16 protein-coding genes are annotated in these 19,796 nt (G+C 66.7%); 12 read left to right on the top strand and 4 right to left on the bottom strand.

Annotated elements, in window-relative coordinates:
• Window positions 1–39 precede the first annotated feature (39 nt).
• The 7 genes from G6N33_RS19440 (at window position 40) to G6N33_RS19410 (ending at window position 8,460) form a co-directional block, all read left to right on the top strand.
• Window positions 40–375, top strand: coding sequence for a DUF732 domain-containing protein (locus G6N33_RS19440; protein ID WP_044507434.1), 336 nt, complete (start codon window positions 40–42; stop codon window positions 373–375).
• A 230-nt stretch (window positions 376–605) separates the two neighbouring features.
• Entirely contained in the window at window positions 606–1,340 is a 735-nt protein-coding gene (locus G6N33_RS19435; protein WP_044512177.1) for an LppX_LprAFG lipoprotein, read from the top strand.
• 84 nt (window positions 1,341–1,424) lie between these two features.
• Window positions 1,425–1,787 (top strand): DUF4189 domain-containing protein, encoded by a 363-nt coding sequence (locus G6N33_RS19430; RefSeq protein ID WP_101528540.1) that lies wholly within the window; start codon window positions 1,425–1,427, stop codon window positions 1,785–1,787.
• 123 nt (window positions 1,788–1,910) lie between these two features.
• Window positions 1,911–2,591, top strand: coding sequence for a C39 family peptidase (locus tag G6N33_RS19425; RefSeq protein WP_044507436.1), 681 nt, complete (start codon window positions 1,911–1,913; stop codon window positions 2,589–2,591).
• A gap of 235 nt (window positions 2,592–2,826) precedes the next feature.
• Window positions 2,827–3,978, top strand: a complete 1,152-nt coding sequence (locus tag G6N33_RS19420) for a BTAD domain-containing putative transcriptional regulator (protein ID WP_044507437.1) — start codon at window positions 2,827–2,829, stop codon at window positions 3,976–3,978.
• A 231-nt stretch (window positions 3,979–4,209) separates the two neighbouring features.
• Window positions 4,210–6,015 carry a serine/threonine-protein kinase gene (locus G6N33_RS19415; RefSeq protein ID WP_044507438.1) on the top strand — a complete coding sequence of 602 codons (1,806 nt, stop codon included), beginning with the start codon at window positions 4,210–4,212 and terminating at the stop codon, window positions 6,013–6,015.
• Between the two features lie 75 nt (window positions 6,016–6,090).
• Window positions 6,091–8,460 (top strand): FHA domain-containing protein, encoded by a 2,370-nt coding sequence (locus G6N33_RS19410; protein ID WP_101528539.1) that lies wholly within the window; start codon window positions 6,091–6,093, stop codon window positions 8,458–8,460.
• 6 nt (window positions 8,461–8,466) lie between these two features.
• On the opposite strand, the gene G6N33_RS19405 is transcribed toward G6N33_RS19410, so the two are convergent.
• Complete coding sequence (locus tag G6N33_RS19405) at window positions 8,467–8,691, bottom strand: hypothetical protein (protein WP_044507444.1); 225 nt, start codon at window positions 8,689–8,691, stop codon at window positions 8,467–8,469.
• Between the two features lie 230 nt (window positions 8,692–8,921).
• Between G6N33_RS19405 and G6N33_RS19400 the strand changes: the two genes are divergently transcribed.
• Window positions 8,922–10,829 (top strand): serine/threonine-protein kinase PknH/PknJ, encoded by a 1,908-nt coding sequence (locus G6N33_RS19400; protein WP_101528538.1) that lies wholly within the window; start codon window positions 8,922–8,924, stop codon window positions 10,827–10,829.
• A gap of 48 nt (window positions 10,830–10,877) precedes the next feature.
• Here G6N33_RS19400 and G6N33_RS19395 read toward each other — a convergent pair whose 3' ends face one another.
• Window positions 10,878–11,453: a hypothetical protein gene (locus G6N33_RS19395; RefSeq protein WP_044507447.1), complete on the bottom strand. Its 576-nt coding sequence runs from the start codon at window positions 11,451–11,453 to the stop codon at window positions 10,878–10,880.
• Window positions 11,454–11,703: 250 nt separating this feature from the next.
• Window positions 11,704–12,840 (bottom strand): adenylate/guanylate cyclase domain-containing protein, encoded by a 1,137-nt coding sequence (locus tag G6N33_RS19390; RefSeq protein WP_044507448.1) that lies wholly within the window; start codon window positions 12,838–12,840, stop codon window positions 11,704–11,706.
• 25 nt (window positions 12,841–12,865) lie between these two features.
• On the opposite strand from G6N33_RS19390, the gene G6N33_RS19385 reads away from it, so the two are divergent.
• On the top strand, window positions 12,866–13,393 hold the full coding sequence (locus G6N33_RS19385; protein ID WP_044507451.1) for a DNA-deoxyinosine glycosylase: 528 nt from the start codon (window positions 12,866–12,868) through the stop codon (window positions 13,391–13,393).
• Here the strand turns inward: G6N33_RS19385 and G6N33_RS19380 are convergent.
• Window positions 13,388–14,776, bottom strand: a complete 1,389-nt coding sequence (locus G6N33_RS19380; RefSeq protein WP_101528566.1) for an amidase — start codon at window positions 14,774–14,776, stop codon at window positions 13,388–13,390. The two genes, G6N33_RS19385 and G6N33_RS19380, sit on opposite strands and share 6 nt — an antisense overlap.
• Before the next feature lie 46 nt (window positions 14,777–14,822).
• On the opposite strand from G6N33_RS19380, the gene G6N33_RS19375 reads away from it, so the two are divergent.
• From G6N33_RS19375 to G6N33_RS19365, 3 genes are all read left to right on the top strand, one after another.
• Window positions 14,823–15,251, top strand: a complete 429-nt coding sequence (locus G6N33_RS19375) for an HIT family protein (RefSeq protein ID WP_044507453.1) — start codon at window positions 14,823–14,825, stop codon at window positions 15,249–15,251.
• A 10-nt stretch (window positions 15,252–15,261) separates the two neighbouring features.
• Window positions 15,262–15,720, top strand: coding sequence for a nitroreductase family deazaflavin-dependent oxidoreductase (locus G6N33_RS19370; RefSeq protein ID WP_044507455.1), 459 nt, complete (start codon window positions 15,262–15,264; stop codon window positions 15,718–15,720).
• A 93-nt stretch (window positions 15,721–15,813) separates the two neighbouring features.
• Window positions 15,814–19,794 carry a diguanylate cyclase domain-containing protein gene (locus G6N33_RS19365; RefSeq protein WP_101528537.1) on the top strand — a complete coding sequence of 1,327 codons (3,981 nt, stop codon included), beginning with the start codon at window positions 15,814–15,816 and terminating at the stop codon, window positions 19,792–19,794.
• Window positions 19,795–19,796: the final 2 nt, after the last annotated feature.

The following is a 19,796-nucleotide window of genomic DNA, read 5'->3' as shown; positions in this document are numbered from 1 at the left end:
GCATCAGCACCCCAACCGAACCTGAAAAGGATCACAGCAATGTTCACTCACCGCATCAAGACCGTTGCCAGCACCATGATCGGCGCCGCCGCCATCGGCCTTGTCGCACTGGGCACCGCCGGCACCGCCGCGGCCACCACCGCCGACGACGCGTTCATCTCCCAGATGGACAACCTCGGCATCTCCTTCAGCTCCCCCGCCGAAGCGGTCCGGGAAGGCCACCAGGTGTGCCGGGAGCTGGCTTCCGGCAAGACCGGGACCGACGTCGCCACCGAAGTCCTCAAGCAGACCAACCTGACCAGTCACCAGGCGGCCTACTTCGTCGTGGACGCGACCAAGGCCTACTGCCCGCAGTATGCCTCGCAACTCACCTAAATCGCTCACCAACCCGAATGGGGGGATCTCGGTCGCCGGGATCCCCCCATTCACCATTGCTAGCGCCGCGATCCGGGCGGGTCGGGACCTGAACCCGTGACCGGCACGAGTGAAATTCCGCATTAATCAGAGCAATTCGTCGCGGCCATCCTGGCCCCCCGCTGTTGCTCTGCTGCACCGCGATTTGCTATTCAAGAAGCAGCCGTGGCCGATCCCTCAAGGAGATGTCGATGAAGCTCTCGCCTCGCACCGTCACCGCCGCCGCGGCCGCCGCGCTCGCCCTGGTCCTCGTTATCGGTGGCTGTTCGGGCAACTCGAACAGCGGCAAGCCGCCGGGGACGACCGCCACCACGTCGAGCAGCGAAGCGGCCACGTTGCTCAAGCAGGCCGCCGACGCGATGGCCAAGGTCACCGGGATGCACGTGACCGTGACCGTGCAGGGTGACGTCCCGAACCTGCGGGTGACCAAACTCGAGGGTGACATCTCCAACACACCGCAGACCGTGGCCACTGGCAACGCGTCGCTAATCGTCGGCAAGACGCCCCAAGAGGCAAAGTTCGTCTACATTGACGGACACCTGTATTCCGACCTGGGACAACCCGGCACCTACACCGACTTCGGTAACGGCGCCTCGATCTACAACGTCTCGGTGCTGCTCGACCCCAACAAGGGGCTGGCCAACGTGCTGGCCAAGCTCCAGGGCGGCTCGGTGGCGGGCACCGAACAGGTCAATGGCGTCGCGACCACCAAGATCACCGGCAACTCCTCCGCCGACGACATCGCCACGCTGGCCGGATCCAAGCTGACGGCCGAAAGTGTCACGACGGTACCCACCACGGTCTGGATCGCCTCCGACGGCTCCTCGCATCTCGTGCAGCTTCAGATCCACCCGACGAATGACACCTCGGTGACGCTGACCATGTCCGACTGGGGCAAGACCGTCACCGCGACCAAACCCAGCTGACCGTTCGGCCCGGTGCACCACCGTGAATCGCAATCCGCTGCAACCGCCGGACCGCCGGCATTCGGAAAGGAATCACCAATGAGGATGATTACTCGTCGACGGCGGTTCATTCTGGCCGCCGCCGGTATCGTCAGCGCCGCCGCCATCGGCGTCGGGCTGGCGCCGGTGGCCGGCGCCGCCGACGATCACGGCGCAATTGCCTACTCCAGCAACGGTTCCTGGGGCCGCGCCTGGGACTACCCGACCCGAGCGGCAGCCGAAGTCACCGCGGTCAAGAACTGCGCTTACCGGGATTGCAAAGTACTCACCAGCTTCACCGATTGCGGCGCCGTCGCGACCAACGGCCGGGCCTTCCAAGGTGGCGTCGGACCCACCCTGGCCTCGGCGATGCGCGACGCGCTGACCAAACTTGGTGGGGGCGTCATCGACACGTGGGCCTGCAATTAGCCGCAACCAACCGCGACCGCCCCGCCCGGATCACTCCAAGGATTCGTGGAGATAACGGCTAGGCCACGATCCGACCCTTTTCTCAACCCGCCCGCAACACGGCGGACCGAGAAAGGGACCACCATGAAGATCGCCAAAACCGCAGCCCTTGCCGTCCTCACGAGTGCCATCACGCTGGGACTGGCATCCCCCGCCGGGGCGGCCGCGGGCACGATGTACGGAGACCCCGCCGCCGCCGCGCAGTACTGGCGCTACCAGAAATACGATGACTGCGTATTGATGTCGAGCGCCGACGTGATCGGTCAGATCACCGGCAAGGAACCCTCGGAACGCGCCATCATCAAGCGGGCCCAAGCCACCCCGAGTGTCGTGCACCCGGGCTCGATCTACACGACACCGGCCAATACCAAGAACCCAAACTCCGGGATGGGCACCAGTTTTGCCGATGTCCCGACACTGTTGAAGCTGTACAAGATCCACGCCGTCATCACCAACAAAGACCATGTCGCCCAGGACGGTGTCGCCGCCGGCATCGAGGGCGTCGAGCAACAGTTGAGTGAGGGCCACAAAGTGATCGTCAGCGTCAACGCGGAGTTGATCTGGCACCAGCCGGTGCAGACCAAGGACGAAAACGGTGATCCGCGCGGCGATCACGCCGTCGTGGTGACCGGTGTCGATACCGCCAACGAGGTGGTACACCTCAACGACAGCGGCAGCCCCGAAGGCCGCGACGAGCAGATCCCCCTGGCGCTGTTTCTGCAAGCGTGGGGAGCCAGTAAGCAATTGATGGTGTTCACCACCTGAGCCGCCGATCCTTCTGGCCGGCGGGCCGGTGTACGCGGCTACTTGGGTTTGCGTGCCGGGAAAGACATTTCAGTGCCGGATCCAGCCGACCGGTTGCCTTACCGCGGCACACCGGGCATTCGGTTTTGACTGAATCGACGGCGTTGGTATCACAATGAGTAGCACACCGACAGGTAATGGCATGGTATTGGCAGGCGACGCCGCGTAGCGAACCCGGAAGGGCTGGTAAGCGACGATGGTAGACAAACGTCTCGAATTCGGTCTTCTTGGGCCGTTGGAGATGACTGTTGACGGCACGCTGGTGCCCTTGGGCACACCCAAACAGCGCGCCGTGCTAGCCATGCTGCTGATGAACCGCAACAGCCCGGTCGGGATCGAAAGGCTCATCACCGCCCTGTGGGATGACGAGCCGCCGTCGGGCGCCCGGGCCAGCATCCACTCCTACGTGTCGAATCTGCGCAAGCTGCTCGGCGGCGCGGGCATCGACCCCCGGGTGGCGCTGGCCGCGGCGCCACCCGGCTACCGGCTCAGCGTGGCTGAAACCAATTGCGATCTAGGGCGGTTCATCACGGAGAAGACCGCGGGTGTGCATGCTGCCGCGGCCAACCAGTTCGAGCAAGCCAGCCAGCACCTGTCGGCGGCGCTGGCGCAATGGCGGGGGCCGGTACTCGAGGATCTGCACGACTTCCAATTCGTCGACAGCTTCGCCACCTCGTTGGTCGAGGAGAAGATTCTGGTTCACACCGCCAAGGCCGAGGCCGAAATCGCTTGCGGACGCGCCGCCGCCGTGATCAGCGAGTTGGAAGCGCTGACGTCGGAGCACCCCTACCGCGAGCCGCTGTGGGCCCAGTTGATCACGGCCTACTATTTGACCGACCGGCAGTCCGATGCGCTGGCCGCCTACCGCCGGGTGAAGACCATCCTCGCCGAGGAACTCGGGATCGATCCGGGCCCGACGCTGCGCGACCTCAACGAACGGATCTTGCGCCAGGAGCCGCTGGACGCCAAGAAATCCGCGCGCACCACGGCCGTCGGCACCATCACCCTGCTCGACCAGCGCACCAAGGTGCCCACCGGAAAGCCGCTTGCCTATCTGCGCGAAGCGTCGGGCCGCAGCTACCCGCTGCGCGCCGCCGAGACCAGGATCGGACGCCTCAGCGACAACGACATCATCCTGGCCAGCGCCAACGTCAGCCGCCATCACGCCGTCATCGTCGACACCGGCACCAGCTTCATCATCAACGACCTGCGGTCCTCCAACGGAGTGCATGTGCAACACCAGCGGATCCGGTCCGCGGCCACCCTCAAAGACGGCGATCACATCCGGATCTGCGACCACGAGTTCACCTTCGAGATTCCCCACGAGACCAACTCGACACATTCCTAACGCGCGGCGGCACAGGCAATTTCACCTCACCCACCGCCGCGCACGCCCAGTCTTACTGGGCGCCAACGGCATGAGCTGTCCGCCCACCACATTTCGATCTCGCAATTGCCCTGCCCGGGGATCGCCCACGGCTTACCGTGATGGTTGCTGGTCGCGGTGGTTACGGGACGGGGATCTGCCGAAAATTGTTGATATGGTCGGCGGATCCGCGGTTGGTTTGGAGGATCAACGATGAGCGACGCGCAGGACTCGCGGGTGGGGTCGATGTTCGGGCCCTACCACCTGAAACGGCTGCTCGGCCGCGGTGGAATGGGCGAGGTCTACGAGGCCGAACACACCGTCAAGGAGTGGACGGTGGCGGTCAAGGTGATGGCCGCAGAATTCAGCAAGGACCCCGTTTTCCGGGAGCGGATGCGGCGCGAAGCGCGCACCGCCGGCCGTTTGCAGGAACCGCATGTCGTTCCCATCCACGACTACGGCGAAATCGACGGGCAGATGTTCATGGAGATGCACCTCATCGAGGGCATCGACCTGGACGACATGCTCAAGCGGTTCGGGCCGCTGACGGCGCCCCGGGCGGTGGCCATCATCACCCAGATCGCCTCGGCCCTCGACGCCGCCCACGCCGCGGGCGTCATGCACCGCGACATCAAGCCACCCAACATCCTGATCACGCGCGACGACTTCGCCTACCTCGTCGACTTCGGCATCGCCAGCGCGACCACCGACGAAAAACTCACCCAGCTCGGCACCGCGGTGGGCACCTGGAAATACATGGCGCCCGAACGCTTTTCGAACGGCGAGGTGACTTACCGCGCCGACATCTACGCGCTGGCGTGTGTGCTGTACGAATGCCTGACGGGCACGCCGCCGTATCGCGCGAGCACCGCCGGCGAATTGGTCAGGGCACACACCAGCGACGCCATCCCGCGGGCCAGCGACGCGCGTTCGGGAATTCCCAAGGCGTTTGACGCGGTGATCGCGCGCGGCATGGCCAAAAAGCCCGAAGACCGTTACGCCAGCGCCGGCGATCTCGCCCTGGCCGCCCACGAGGCGCTGAGCACGCCCGACCAAGATCACGCCGACAATATTCTGCGTCGCAGCCGCGAAGCGACGCTGGCGGCCGGCACCGCCGTGGACCCGCCGCCGACCGCGCCAGCCACGGCACAACCGCGGATCAACACCCCGCAACCACCCCGGCCGGGGCCAGGCCCGGTACCGCCGGCACCTCAGCACGCCGCCAGCCCCCGGCCCTGGGCGCCCGACAGCGGACCCGTGCCCACCCCGGGCCAGCACGCCTCCGCGCCGCAGTATTACCAAGGCGGCGCCCGCAACTGGACCGGAACACCGCCCGGCGGTCCCACGCACTGGGGCCCGGCCCGGCCGGTGCCCAAGCCCAAACGCAATCCCTGGCCGATCGTGGTCGGGGTGTGCGCGCTCGTCATGGTTCTCGTGCTCGCCGCCGTCGGCATCTACATCGCGACGCAGCATGAGGACAACCCGGCGCCGCAACCGACCGCGAACAGCACCACCACCCCGCCGCAAACCACGACCTCCCAGCCGACCACCAGGATGTCCACCCCGACGTCCACCCCGGCCGGCGACCTGGAAAGCCAGCTGTTGTCGATCGTGCCCCCGGGCTACCCGAGCGGCGTGTGCACGCCGGCCACGCCCAAGCCGAACAGTGTTTGGTCGGAGGCGCTGGCGATCGTCGACTGCGACCAGAACACCAACCCCGGCGGACCATCCAAGGGCCGCTACGCCCTGTTCCCCAATCCGGGCGTTCTCAAAGACGCTTTCGATGCCGATATCAAACTTCTGCAGATGGCAACCTGCCCCGGGGGCACCACGAATCCCGAACCGTGGCAACACCCCAGCGCCCCAAAAGTGGACGTCGGGATGATTGCGTGCGGCACGTATGAAAACCACCCGAACATGGTCTGGAGCAATCAGCAACGGCTGCTGCTGTGCGACGTCTTCGGCGACCCCCCGACAATCGAGGAGCTGCACACCTGGTGGACGAAGTACGGTGGTTGAACTGAACCGCATCCGATGGCGCTAAAGATCAACCAGCCCAATAACATTGGCTAGCTAACGCAGCGGAGGCTACCCGTGGACGACAGGACCGAATTGGTCACCACCATTCCCAGACTTGAACTGCGCGCGCAGGGACGCACCTGGCAGACCACTGGCGGCAGGTCCTGGAATATCGGCCGCGCCTACGAGTCTGACATCCAACTGGAGAACCCCCGGGTGTCGCGCCAGCACGCGGTGCTGCAGCCAACACCGGCGGGCTGGGTTCTGATCAATCGCAGCCGCAATGGGATGTTCATCGACGGCCGGCGTGTCGAGAGCCTGACGATCGACCGTCCCGTCACCGTCGTGCTCGGGTCGGCGTCGTCCGGGGAACCGCTCGAGGTCTACCCGATCGTCGGGCCACCCGCGCACGCGCGGACACAAACCGTTGCGACACCGACACCGCCGGTCGGTGAGACGACGGTGGCTCGGCCGCCGACCGCGGTGTACAACATGGGTCAGGTCGACATCCGGATCGGCCGCGCAACCGACAACCAAGTCGTTCTCGACGACCTCTTGGTCTCCCGCTACCACGCGGTGGTGCGGCGCACCGGCAACCAATGGGAACTCGTCGACAACCACAGCGCCAACGGAACCTACGTCAACGGCAACCGGATCGTCCGAGCGATCATCGGACCCAACGACATCGTCGGCATCGGTCACCAACTGCTGCACCTGTCCGGTGACCAACTCGTCGAATACGTTGACACCGGCGACATCTCCTACGAAGCGTCCAACCTGCGGGTCGTCACCAGCAAGGGCAAGACGTTGCTCAGCGACGTCAGCTTCGCCCTGCCACAGCGCTGCTTCATGGCGGTGGTGGGGCCAAGCGGGGCAGGGAAATCCACACTATTGGGCGCACTGACCGGATTCAGCCCCGCCACCAGCGGCGAGGTGCGATACGACAATCGGGACCTCTACCAGAACTACGCCGAGCTACGCCATCGCATCGGCTTCGTGCCCCAGGACGACATCCTGCACACCCCGCTGACCGTCCGCAAAGCACTGAATTACGCTGCGCGGCTGCGATTTCCGCAAGACGTTTCCGCGGCGGAGCGAAAGCAGCGCATCGACGAGGTCCTCACCGAACTCGGGCTTGCCGGCCATGCCAATCAGCGGATCGACAGCCTGTCCGGCGGACAACGGAAACGCACCAGCGTGGCGCTGGAACTGTTGACCAAGCCGTCGTTGCTGTTCCTCGACGAACCCACCTCCGGCCTCGATCCGGGTTACGAGAAATCGGTCATGCAGACACTGCGCGCCCTGGCCGACGACGGCCGCTCGGTCGTGGTGGTCACTCACAACACCGCGCAGTTGAACCTGTGCGACCGGCTGCTCATCTTGGCGCCGGGCGGGCGGCTGGCCTACTTCGGTCCGCCGCAACAGGCACTGGGCTACTTCAACTGCAGCGACTTCGCCGATCTGTTCAACCTGCTCGAGCACGACACCACGACCGACTGGACCGGGCGATACGTCGCCTCCCCCATCCACACCGCCATCACCGGTCCACATCCAGCGCACCGAGCGCGGCACGCGGCGCCGCCGGCCAGCCGGCCGGTCGCCCAGCAGAGCGCGTTCGCCCAGTTCACCACGCTGTGCCGACGTTATCTGGCGGTGATCGCCGCCGATCGCCAGTACTCGGTGACACTCCTGGTGCTGCCGCTGCTGCTGAGCTTGTTCGCGCACGCCGTCCCCGGCCAGGCCGGGCTGTCACTGACCAGGGCCATCGAGACGAAGTCCACCCAGCCATCCCAACTGTTGGTGCTCCTGGTCATCGGTGGCGCTCTGATGGGGTGTGCGGCCTCGATCCGCGAGATCGTCAAGGAACGGGCCATCTATCAGCGCGAACACGGGATCGGGCTGTCCCGCGGCGCCTACCTGGCCTCGAAGTTGGCGGTCCTCACCGGATTGACCACGATGCAGGGCCTGATCCTCGGATTCCTCGGGGCGGTCGGTCTGCCGCCGCCGGACCAGGCCGTCGTCCTGCCATGGCCCCGGGTCGAGGTGGCGGTCGCGGTCGTCGCCGTCACCGTGGTCTCGATGATGATCGGTCTGCTGATCTCCGCGGTGATCGGCAACGCCGATCGAGGCATGCCGATGCTGGTACTGGTGGTGATGGCCGAACTCGTGCTGTGCGGCGGGATGTTCGGCGTCAAGGGGCGCATCCCATTGGAGCAATTGGCGTGGTTGTCACCGTCGCGTTGGGCCTACGCGATGGCCGCCTCGACCATCGACCTCAACGATCTGCGCCGAACCGCGGGCGGCGACGAGGACCCGATGTGGGACTACGCACCGAGCAGCTGGTGGATGGCCGCGGGCGCGTGCGCCGCCCAAGCGATGGTGTTGGTGATTCTGCTCGCGGTGCGACTCAAACAGCTTGATCCACAACGTAAGGCGGGTAAGTGAGCAGCACTATGCGTGTTTGGCGACCAACGGCAGCGCGCTGACGGCCCACGACCCACACGTCACCTGAACCGACAACAGCCGGTAACCGACGTAGTAGACGCCGTACGACCACATCCGCTCGGCTCCGGTACGCCACCGCACGGGCAACATCGCCGCGACCGCGACGACAGCCGCCGCGAAGGCCACGACGGCGAGGCGGCCCCCGAACTCGGTCCCGGTGGTGGTGAGCATTGCCGTCCCTTCGCTGTGATCGGCTTTCGGTGAAGACAGGGTGCGCGCATCCGCTTGCCCTATCCTTGATGGATTCTTGGACGCAACCGACATTCGGGGCCGCCGATGTTTGCCGCGATCGAACGGCCAGACGGGCGCGCAGCCACGGCCGATTGGAGTTTCGGCGGGCGGGATCGCCTGGGGATTGTTGATATGGTCGGCGGGTCTGCGGTTGGCTGGGAGGATCAACGATGAGCGAGGAGCAGGCCTCACGGGCGGGGTCGACATTCGGGCCCTACCACCTGAAACGGCTGCTCGGCCGCGGTGGAATGGGCGAGGTCTACGAGGCCGAACACACCATCAAGGAGTGGACGGTCGCGGTCAAGCTGATGTCCGATCAGTTCAGCCAGGACCCCGTCTTCCGGGAGCGGATGAAGCGCGAAGCGCGGACCGCCGGCCGTTTGCAGGAACCGCACGTCGTTCCCATTCACGACTACGGCGAAATCGACGGAAAAATGTTCATGGAGATGCGCCTTGTCGAGGGCACCGACTTGGACAGCTTGCTCAAACGGTATGGCCCGCTGACGCCGCCGCGCGCGGTGGCCATCATCACCCAGGTCGCCTCGGCCCTCGACGCCGCCCACGCCGCGGGGGTCATGCATCGTGATGTCAAGCCGCCCAACATCTTGGTCACCCGTGACGACTTCGCCTACCTCGTCGACTTCGGCATCGCCAGCGCGACCACCGACGAAAAACTCACCCAGCTCGGCACCGCGGTCGGCACCTGGAAATACATGGCTCCGGAGCGGTTCACCAACGACGAGGTGACCTACCGGGCCGACATCTACGCGTTGGCGTGCGTGCTGCACGAATGCCTGACCGGTGCGCCGCCGTACCGCGCCGACAGCGCCGGCGTGCTGGTCCGGGCCCACATGAACGACCCCATTCCGCAACCCAGCACCGTGCGGACGGGCATTCCCAAGGCGTTTGACGCGGTGATCGCTCGCGGCATGGCCAAAAAGCCCGAGGAGCGCTACGCCAGTGCCGGCGATCTCGCGCTGGCCGCCCACGAGGCCCTGAGTACTCCGGATCAAGACCACGCCTCCGACATCCTGCGCCGCAGCCAGGAAGCCACCCTGCCCGGCGACCCGAAGCTCGTGCAGCCGCCGACGATCGCGGGCACCCAGGCGGCTCCGCCCGCACCGCGGGTGAGCGCGCCGCCGCCCCCCACCCCGACGCCGTCCTATCCGCGACCGGGGCAGAGCGCCGCGCCGGCGGCACCGCACCACGCACCGAGCCCCCGGCCCTGGGCACCCGAGAGCGGCCCCGTGCCAACGCCGAGCCAGCCCGTCCCCGGCCCCGCCTATTTCCACGGCGGCGGCGGTAACTGGGGTGGCCCACCACCGGGCAACCTGCCACCGGTACAGGCGGTTGGCCACCCGCCGTGGGGTCCGGGACAGCCGCCGAAACCGAAACGCAATCCGTGGCCGATCATCGCGGCGGCCGCGGTGGTGGTGGTCGTCGTGGTCAGCGCCGTGGCCATTTGGCTGATCATCCCCGACCCGAAGCCGCCACCCGACCCGGTCGCGGCTACCCGCTTGAACTCCTTGCTGCTGAGCGCCTCGGAGATCAACGCGATCATGGGTGCGACGAACATCCAGCCCGGCAAGCCGATTACCTCGATGGGCACCTCGTCGATGACAGTGTCGATCCCCGACTGTCAAGGCGCGCTGTACACGACCCAGGATCGGGTGTACGCCGGGAGCGGTTACACCGGGATCAACGGGCTGGTGTCCTCGGAACCGGGCGACAACAACGACCACTGGGTCAACCAGGCGGTGGTGGCCTATCCGACCGCCGACAAGGCGACCGCGTTTTTGCAAAGCGAAGCCGGCAAATGGAAAAGCTGCGCCGGGCAGACGGTGACGGTGACGAACTCGAGCAACAAGACCTATCGGTGGACGTTCGCCCAAATCCAGGGCAGTCCCCCGAAGATCTCGGTGCTGCAGACGCAGGAAGGCGCCGACGGCTGGGAGTGCGAGCACGCGATGGGCGTGGCGAACAACGTGGTCGTCGACATCAACGCGTGCGGATACCACATCAGCGATCAGGCCGGCCAGATCGCTGACAAGATCGTAGAGAAAATCAACAGCATCTAGCGGTGGTCGGTCGAACCAAAAGCGTTGCCGCCCTGGGCTGTTCGCTCACTAGCCGGGGCCGGGGCCCTGCGCACGCAGATCGTCGACCGCAGACATCGCATCGCGCAGCTTGGCCAACCACTCTTCGGTGTGCTCACCGACGAGTCGCACAGACCACGCCAGCGCGTCGGAGCGGGACCGGGCGACACCGGCGTCGACCAAGGTATCGAGTACCTGACGTTCCGGTTGCCTCAACCGAGTCATCACCGGAACGGCGATGTGGGTGAACAGAATTCGCTCTGTGCCGTCTTCGGAAGCAACGTCCACACCCCAGGAGACCTTGCGCCCGTAGCGATCCTGCGCCTCGTCGGCGATGCGCATGCGCTCGGAACGGGTCTCCTCCCGGAATCGCGCGGCCCGGCCCTCGGTCCGCGCCCCGCTCTCCTGCTTCCCGGTGGGCTCCGCCAGCTTTCCGATGACGGTGATTTCTTCGCGATCGACGATGACGATCGGGTCACCGTCGAACCAGTCCTCGGGTACCCGACCGGCGAACCATTCCGCGGCACCGCTCGCGTCGGGCTGCTGCGCCTGCTGCCAGCCCCCGGCGCGACCATAGCGCCGGCCATGACCATGGTGTGATTTCATGATTACATAATTACACCATTACGAAATCATGTCTCAACCGTTCGCCGAGGGCGAACGACACGGGGCGGCGCGCGACCTATGCGGTCACCGGAAAACCGTTGATATGGCCCGCTCAACGGCGTATTTTTGACACCGAAGCAGGCCCGGAAGCGGCCGTTCAAAGTGTCGGCAGCGGGGAAGGAGCCGACCGCGTCGGACCGTGTCAGACGCCCCCAGCGCCGCCCGGGCCTGCCCACATGTCCGGCCGCATTCAGGCGGTACCGCCGCGGCGAATCCGGAACAGCTTGACCTCGTTCTTCACGCCCTTGAGTCGGCGCGCCCCAGCGAACGACGCGGCGTAATCCCCGGCGCCGGCGACCGCCTCCCACACCGACTCCGATGCCAGGACGGTGCCCGGCCGCGCGACGGCGGTAACCCGACTGGCCACATTGACCGGGCTGCCAAACCAGTCACCGGCCCGGCTCACCGCCATCCCGGCGGACACGCCGGCCCGCAGCCGTGGAAAGTCGTCGTCGGTATCGACGGCCTCAACAAGCTTCAGCAGGACATCGAGCAGGGGCTCGGGCTCCGGGCAAACGAACATCACCGCGTCGCCGATGGTCTTGATGAACCGCACCGGCGGCGCCGTCACGTCACGAGCCAGGCTGGCCAACCGGCCGGCAAGCTGACCGAGCTCCTCGGCCGACAGCTCCTCGCCCAGCCGCGTGAAGCCGACCAGGTCGGCGAAGCCGACGGTGACCTGGCGCGCGCCGGGCAACGGCTTGCCCGCCGCGCGCTCGGCGGCGTTGATCGCCTCGGTCTCCATCATGTGGCGCAGCTGCATGAACAGCATCTGCTCGAGCATCGGACCGAGCTGCGGCCCGATCTGGCTCACCAGCTCTTTGGACGCCTTGGCGATCTCGAGCTCGGTGGCGCCCGGTCGCATGATCGCCGCCAATGCGGCATAGCGCATGACCTCGGCCGCGTGGGACAGACCGTCGGCGAGCACCCGCACGACGAGCACGACGTGCTCGGGATCGAGGCCCAGGTCCACGAAACGTTGAGCAAAGGCGGCCGCTTCACCGTCGGCGCGCATGTGGATCGCCGCGTCGGGGTCGTCGACCCTGGCCAGTCCGGTCGCACGCTGCACGCGTTGCAGCAGCATCAGGTCGACGTGGTGCTGCTCGCTGATCTCGCGCGCCGACACGTAGGTGCCGTCGTCGCCGATCAGGTGCCGGGTGGCCAGCAGCAGCGGGGGGCGGGTGGCCCGAATCTCTTCCGCGGTGATGCCCTGGTCCAACAGCCAACCCACCAGCTCGGCGCGCTCGGCGCGCGCGGCACCCTCGAGCCCGTCGAGCAAATCATCGATGTCGCGGTAGACCGCCTCGCCCACGTGGCCAACGTACAACGCGGACGCGCGATGATGTGAGGCGATGACCGCTCCGCTGCTGCACGGCTTGCCCCCCGTCGTCGACCAACGAGCTCGGGTGCTGATCCTGGGCTCCTTCCCCAGCGCCCAGTCGCTGGCCGCGGGCCAGTACTACGCCAATCCGCGAAATGCCTTCTGGCACATCACCGGTGAACTCCTGGGTTTCGATGCGGCCGCGCCGTATGAGGCCCGTCTGGCCGCGCTGCGGTCGCGCGGCGTTGCATTGTGGGACGTGCTGCGTAGCTGCCGCCGCGTCGGCAGCGCGGACTCCGCAATCGATCCGAAAACCTTGGTGGTCAACGACTTTGCCGACTTCTACGCCCGCTACCCGACCATTGTGCAGGTCTACTTCAACGGCGCCAAAGCCGAAGAAGTGTATCGCCGGCGGGCGCACGCACCACCGCGACTCGGTTACCAGCGGCTGCCGTCGACCAGTCCCGCGCACGCCACCCAACCGGGCGTCAAGCTCGCGGCCTGGCGCGCGCAGCTCGCCTACCGGGTCGGAGCCGGCCACCCGGCGGCCCGATCATGACACCGGCGGACGGCGATGCGCCCACGGTCGTGCCGCTTCGATCTGCGCGGACAACGACAACAGCGTCGCCTCGTCGTAGGGCCGGGCGACGAGTTGCACCGACAACGGCAGGCCGGCGCTGTCGAAATCCCACGGCACCACGGCGGCGGGCTGGCCGGTGAGGTTCCAGACCGGAAAGTACGGAACCTGTTGTGCCACCGACAGCAGGGTCGATACCCAGCCCCGGCGGCGATAGGCGCCAATGCGAGACGGGCCGGCCGCGGTGCCCGGCGTGAGAACGACGTCGGCATCGTCGAAGATCGACTGGATCCTGGCGGCCACCCGCTCTTCGGCGCCGCGCAGGGCCGCGATTCGCCGATCGGAGACGAACGACCCCGCGCGCGCCATGTTGCGGGTGCGCGCTTCCAGCCGTTCCGGGTGGGCCTGGGCGTCGGCGTCGTCGCTGATGCCCCGCAGATAACGGGGCAGGAAGTTCCCGAAGATCTGGGCCAGGGGATAGTCGGGGTCGGCGGTGACGACCTCGTGGCCCAGCTCGCGCAGCAACGCGCCGGCCTGATCGACGGCCGCTAACTGCTGCCGGCCGACCCGCACCGGAAGTGTTGGTACCTTGGTACTCAAGGCAATTCGCAACTTCCCCGGCGCTCGGGTGGCCGCGGCGGCGAATTCGCCATCGGAACCGGGCACCGTCGAGGTCGCGTCGAGGAAGACCGCCGCGTCCAGCACCGAACGGGCGATCGGACCGTTGACGCTCAACCCGTGCCAGGCATTGTCGTGCGGCTCCAAGGAAACCCGATCGCGTTGCGGCTTGATCCCGAACACGCCGCACCACGACGACGGGATGCGGATCGAACCGCCACCGTCGGAACCCAGCGCCAGCGGCGCCAGCCCGGCGGCGACCGCCGCTGCGCTGCCCCCGCTGCTGCCGCCCGGGGTGCGGCCGAGATTCCACGGATTGCGCGTCGCTCCGAACGTCAGGGATTCGGTGAACGGGAAGATCATCAGCTCGGGCACGTGCGTCTTGCCGATGATGACCGCGCCCGCGGCGCGCAGCCGCCGGACCACCTCGGCATCGGAGGACACCGCGGCTCCGTGGCCGCCGCTACCGCAGGCCGTCACCTCACCGGCGACGTCGACATCGTCCTTGATCGCGATCGGCACGCCGAGCAGCGGGAGTCGCTCGCCGGCGTCGAGGAGCTCCTGGGCGGCCTCGGCGTCTTCACGGGCGCTGTCGGCCAGCACCACGCGATAGCAGCGCAGCTCGCTGTCCAGTCGCGCAATCCGATCCAGGTAGACCTCGAGCAGGTCCGGTGCCCTGACCTCCCCGTCGGCGAGCATTCGTGCCAACGCACCCGCGCCGGTGAAGGCAAGTTCGCGAGCATCCACTGCGGCAGCGTAACTCTCGGCCGGCGCCAACCAGTACCGTGACGACATGTCCTGTGTGTTCTGTGCGGTCGTCGCCGGTGCTGCCCCGGCCATCCGGATCTGTGAAGACGATGACTATCTGGCGATCCTCGACATTCGGCCGTTCACTCGAGGGCACACGCTGGTGATCCCGAAGCGACACAGCGTCGATTTGACCGATACCCCGCCGGAGACCCTGGCCGGGATGATCACGATGGGCCAGCGGATCGCGCGGGCCGCTCGGGCCACGGAACTGGCCGACGCGACCAACATCGGCATCAACGACGGCAGCGCGGCATTTCAGACCGTGTTCCACATTCATTTGCACGTGCTACCGCGCCGCAACGGTGACAAGCTTTCGGTGGCCAAGGGAATGTTGCTGCGCCGCGACCCGGATCGGGAAGGCACCGGGCAGATCCTGCGCGACGCGCTGGCACGCATCGATGCCAGCCAGTAGAACTGAGGCCATGAGCAACTTCACGACGGCCGAGCGGCTGGTCCTGGGTCCGCTGCTGCGCATTCACGACGCCCTATACCGCAAGACCGACGGCCGAATCGGCCACCACGTCCCCGGAATGCCGGACAGTTTGCTGTTGCACACCATCGGCGCCAAGACCGGTCAGCAGCGCTCCTCCACCCTGAGCTACGCCAAGGACGGCGACTCCTACCTGATCGTCGCGTCTTATGGCGGCTCCGACAGTGCCCCCGGTTGGTATCACAACCTGAGGAAACGCCCCCAATGCGAAATCAACGTGGGGCCGCGGCGATTCCCGGTCACCGCCCGCATCATCACCCCCGATGACGCCGACTACGCGCGGGTATGGGACCTCGTGAACAGGAACAACGCCAACCGGTACAACGGGTATCAAAGCCGGACGTCGCGGCCGATCCCGGTCGTCGCGTTGACCCCCACCGAATCGCACTAACCCACACAAAAGCACCAGCTGGACGTTTATTCTGCCCTAGCGTGGTGGCGCCGCTATTCGTTCACCACGGGGAGTAGATCGGCTGGAACAGCAATGAAGCGCTGGACGGGAAATCCGTGGCAGCGCTTCGGGCTGTCTGCGCACGTCGGCTGGCTCGTCGTCGCGGGCTACCTTGTCGCCGGGGTGCTGATCGTCATCAGCTCGTTGCGGAACTGGGAAGGCCAGTACGCGACCCGGCCGGTCGACGAGGTCGTCTTGGCCGGGAGTCTGCTTTTCGGAGTGGTCTGCGGGCTCCGCGCGGCGCGCTGCGCGAACGGACGGCGCCGATACGGCTGGTTGGCCATGGTCGCGGCGCTGCTGGGGTGGGCGGTCGGCGAGATCATCTGGGCGTTCTACGACGTGCGCTCCCAGCTGGATCACGCCACCCACCCCGCGGTAGCCGAAATCGTGCTGCTGTTGTGGCCTTTCGGCGCCATGACGTCGTTGGTGCTGTTGTCCAACCTCTCTCGGCACAGTTTCCGGCGACTGGTGTTGGACGGGCTGATCCTGGCTAGCTCGTTGCTGGTCATCTCCTGGGTATTCGTGCTGGATTACCAGCTGCATCACGACAACGGCTCGCGGATCGCGACGGTCGCGCAGGTGGTCAACGACGGCATCCTGATGACGACGGCGATTCTGATGTTGTCGCGCGGGCAGCCTGGCGAGCGGCCGAGCCGGGCCCTGGTGGCCGGCGGCATCGCGACGATCAGCATCGCCGACATCACGATGGTGTTCGACACCGGGATAGGCAGTTACCACGTCAACGATCTGGGCGACCTGGGCCGGGTGGCCGGCCTGGCGATGATCGCGCTGGCCGCCCTGTCCAGCGTCAGTGAGCCCCCCGCCACCGATCCGGCTTCCCGAAGCGAGGTGCTGTCGCGCGCGCTGTTGTGGTTGCCCTACCTTCCGCTTTCACTGGCCGCGATCGTCGGCTGGCGCACGGTCGCCCGGGCCGAGCACGGGGTGCTGACGGCGCTGCTGGGCATCCTGGTCGCCTCGGTACTGGCCCGACAATTCATTGCGCTCGCCGAGAATCAGGATCTGCTGGCCGTGGTGGCACGCGAAGCGTTCCGGGACAGCCTGACCGGCCTGGCCAACCGTGCACATTTCCTGCATCGACTCGAAGAAGCCGTCGCGGCCCGGCAAGAAGAGGGCTATCCGATCGCCGTGTTATGCCTCGACCTCGACAACTTCAAAGCGGTCAACGACGGACTGGGCCACCCGGCCGGCGACGAACTCCTGATCCGGGTCGCCGGACGGCTCACCGCGGCGCTGCGCGACCGCGGGCTCATCGCGCGCCTGGGCGGCGACGAATTCGCGGTATTACTCGAGGGTTCGGTCGAGGAGTCCCAGGCGGCCGCGCACGACGTGCTCGAGGGTTTCCGCGCCCCGATCGTGATCGACGGCGTCCCCGTTGCCGTCCGACCGAGCATCGGTTTCACCGTCGCCACGGCCGGCTCGGCGTGCACCGTCGACCAGCTGCTGCGCCACGCAGACCTCGCGATGTACACCGCCAAACGCGAAGGCGGCCACTGCGTCCGTAGCTTCGTGCCCGATCTTCCGTTGTCGTATAGCTTTGCGCGCTCGACGGATACACCGGCACGTCCCGCACTCACCGACCGGGCCCACTGGTTGCCGATCTCGGCTGCCGCCTCGGGCTATCCGCCCTCGGTGCGGCCGACGAGCACCCCGGCACGGACCCCGCGGACCGAACCGCCGCAGGCCGCAACGCCCAGCCAGCAGCAGGACGCGGCCGGCGACACCCGCGAGTCGCCAATGCCGGTCCGCATCGCCTTGGTGTTGTTGACAGTGGCCGTGCTGGCTTTCACCGCGACCGCCTTGGCCGGGATCAACGCCAACGACGACACCCCCTTCACCAAGTGGTTTTATGCCGGCTTGGTCCTGGTCGCCGCCGGGTTGATCGTGGTGCGTGCATACCGAATCAGCGCCGACCGATGGACCTGGGCCCTGATCGCGGCCGCCATGACTTGTTCCGGCATCGGTGACGTGGTCTACACGCTGCGGGTACCGGCCGGGCAGTCCGCGTCGGTTGCCGACGCGGACTACCTTGCGTTCTATCCGTTCATCTACGCCGGCCTGGTTGTACTCCTGTACTCGCGCATGGCAGCCGTACCGATCCCGATCCGGCTCGATCCGTTGATCTGCGGCATGGCCGTCGCGGCGGTGGGCGTCGCGCTGCGCGCCGGGCCCTTCCGCGCGGTGGCCGCCCGCGCCCCCGAGACCGTCCCGGCTGGTTTCGGGTATCCGTGGAGCGATCTGATCCTGCTGACGCTGGCCGCCAGCATATTGCCAATAGTGGGTTGGCGCAATGAATTTCGTTTGCTCTTGATCGTTACGGGATTGCTCGGATTCGCAATCGCCCACACCGCCCAGCTGGTCGAGACCGCGGCCGGCGACTACCGAATGGGCACCATGCTGGATGCCCTATGGCCGGCCGCGGCGCTGCTGCTGGCGATGGCCAGCTGGGTGCCCGAATCGGTGCCAGCACCGAAGCTGCAACGCGGGGTTGGCTCCTATGCGGTACCCCTAGCGTGCGCCGTCGTCGCGCTGTGTGTTGCGGTGATTGACGAAAAGTCGCATTTGGCAACGATATTCGCGGCATTGAGTTTACTTGCCGCCGCGGTGCGATTCTCGCTGACGCTGCGCGATGCCAGCATGATCGCCGAGAACTACAAGCACGCCATGACCGACGAGCTGACAACCTTGCCCAACCGCCGTTCGTTGGCGACGGCGTTGACCTCGCTGGCCGAACCCGCGTCGCCGACGGATCACGAAACCGCGCACACGTCGTCGTCGTCACGCAAGGCGTTGCTGTTGATGAAGCTCTACGAGATTCAAGAGATCAGCGACGCACTCGGTCGCCGTTTCGGGGACGAGTTGTTGCGCCACATCGCCGAGCGCCTTGCCGCCAGCGTGCGTCAGGACGACCTGCTCGCCCGGGTGGGCGACGACGAGTTCGCCATCCTGCTGAGCGCTGGCTCCGACCTGATCGGCGCCCGCGCTCAGGCTGGTCGGCTGCTCGAAGCCCTGGGCGAACCGTTCGCGATGGATCCACTCACCGTCCGCGTCGATGCGCGTGTCGCCATTGCACTGTGCCCCGACCATTGCGAGGATCCGCAAGAACTCCTCAGCCGCGCCGAGGCGGCGATGCCGCACGCCAAGTCGGCGATGAGCAAGATTGCGGTGTATGACTCGGCGTTCGAGGTGTACCGCGATACCGACCCCAACCTCATCGAGGAGCTGCGCGCCGCACTGTTCGAGGGGGACCAGCCGACGCTGTACTACCAACCCAAGATCAACGGTGGCGACGGCAGTGTGCACAGTGTCGAAGCGTTGCTGCGCTGGCACCATCCCACCCGCGGCGTGCTGCTGCCAGAAGACTTCCTGCCCGCGGCCGAGCGCGCCGGGCTGATGCGCAAGATCGCCGACCGCACCCTCAAACTCGCGCTCGCACAGATCCAGTACTGGCGCGAGAGGGGCATCGTCTCGTCCGTCGCGGTAAACCTCGCCACCACGAACCTGCTGGACCTCGAGCTGGTCGACACCATCGAACGACTGCTGTGGGCCCGCGGTCTGCCCGCCAACGCGCTGATCGTGGAAATCACCGAAAGCGCGTTGGTCGATTCCGTGCGGTCCCGCAACACGGTGGCCGAACTGCAGCAACTCGGCGTCCGCGTCTCACTTGACGACTACGGAACCGGATGGTCGTCGCTGGCGCGGCTGCAGGACGTCTCGGTCGACGAGCTCAAACTCGACCGCATTTTCGTCGGCCGCCTGGCCCAGGACGCACGCTCGGTCGCCATTGTGCGCTCGACGGTCGCGCTGGCGGACAGCCTGGGCGCGGACTTGGTCGCCGAGGGCGTGGAGGACGACGTCACCTTGAACGCGCTGCACCGGTTCGGCTGCACCATCACCCAGGGATTCGTGCACAGCCCGGCGCTGCCGCCCAGCGAGCTCGAGCAATGGATCGCCGACCGAGCGACACGAACCGATCAGGCACACGTATCCGATTGAGC

This window comes from Mycobacterium simiae (assembly GCF_010727605.1).
In the GTDB taxonomy this organism is placed as follows: domain Bacteria; phylum Actinomycetota; class Actinomycetes; order Mycobacteriales; family Mycobacteriaceae; genus Mycobacterium; species Mycobacterium simiae.
Note: the sequence above shows the minus strand (reverse complement) of the source record. Positions and strands in the feature narration are given on the sequence as shown.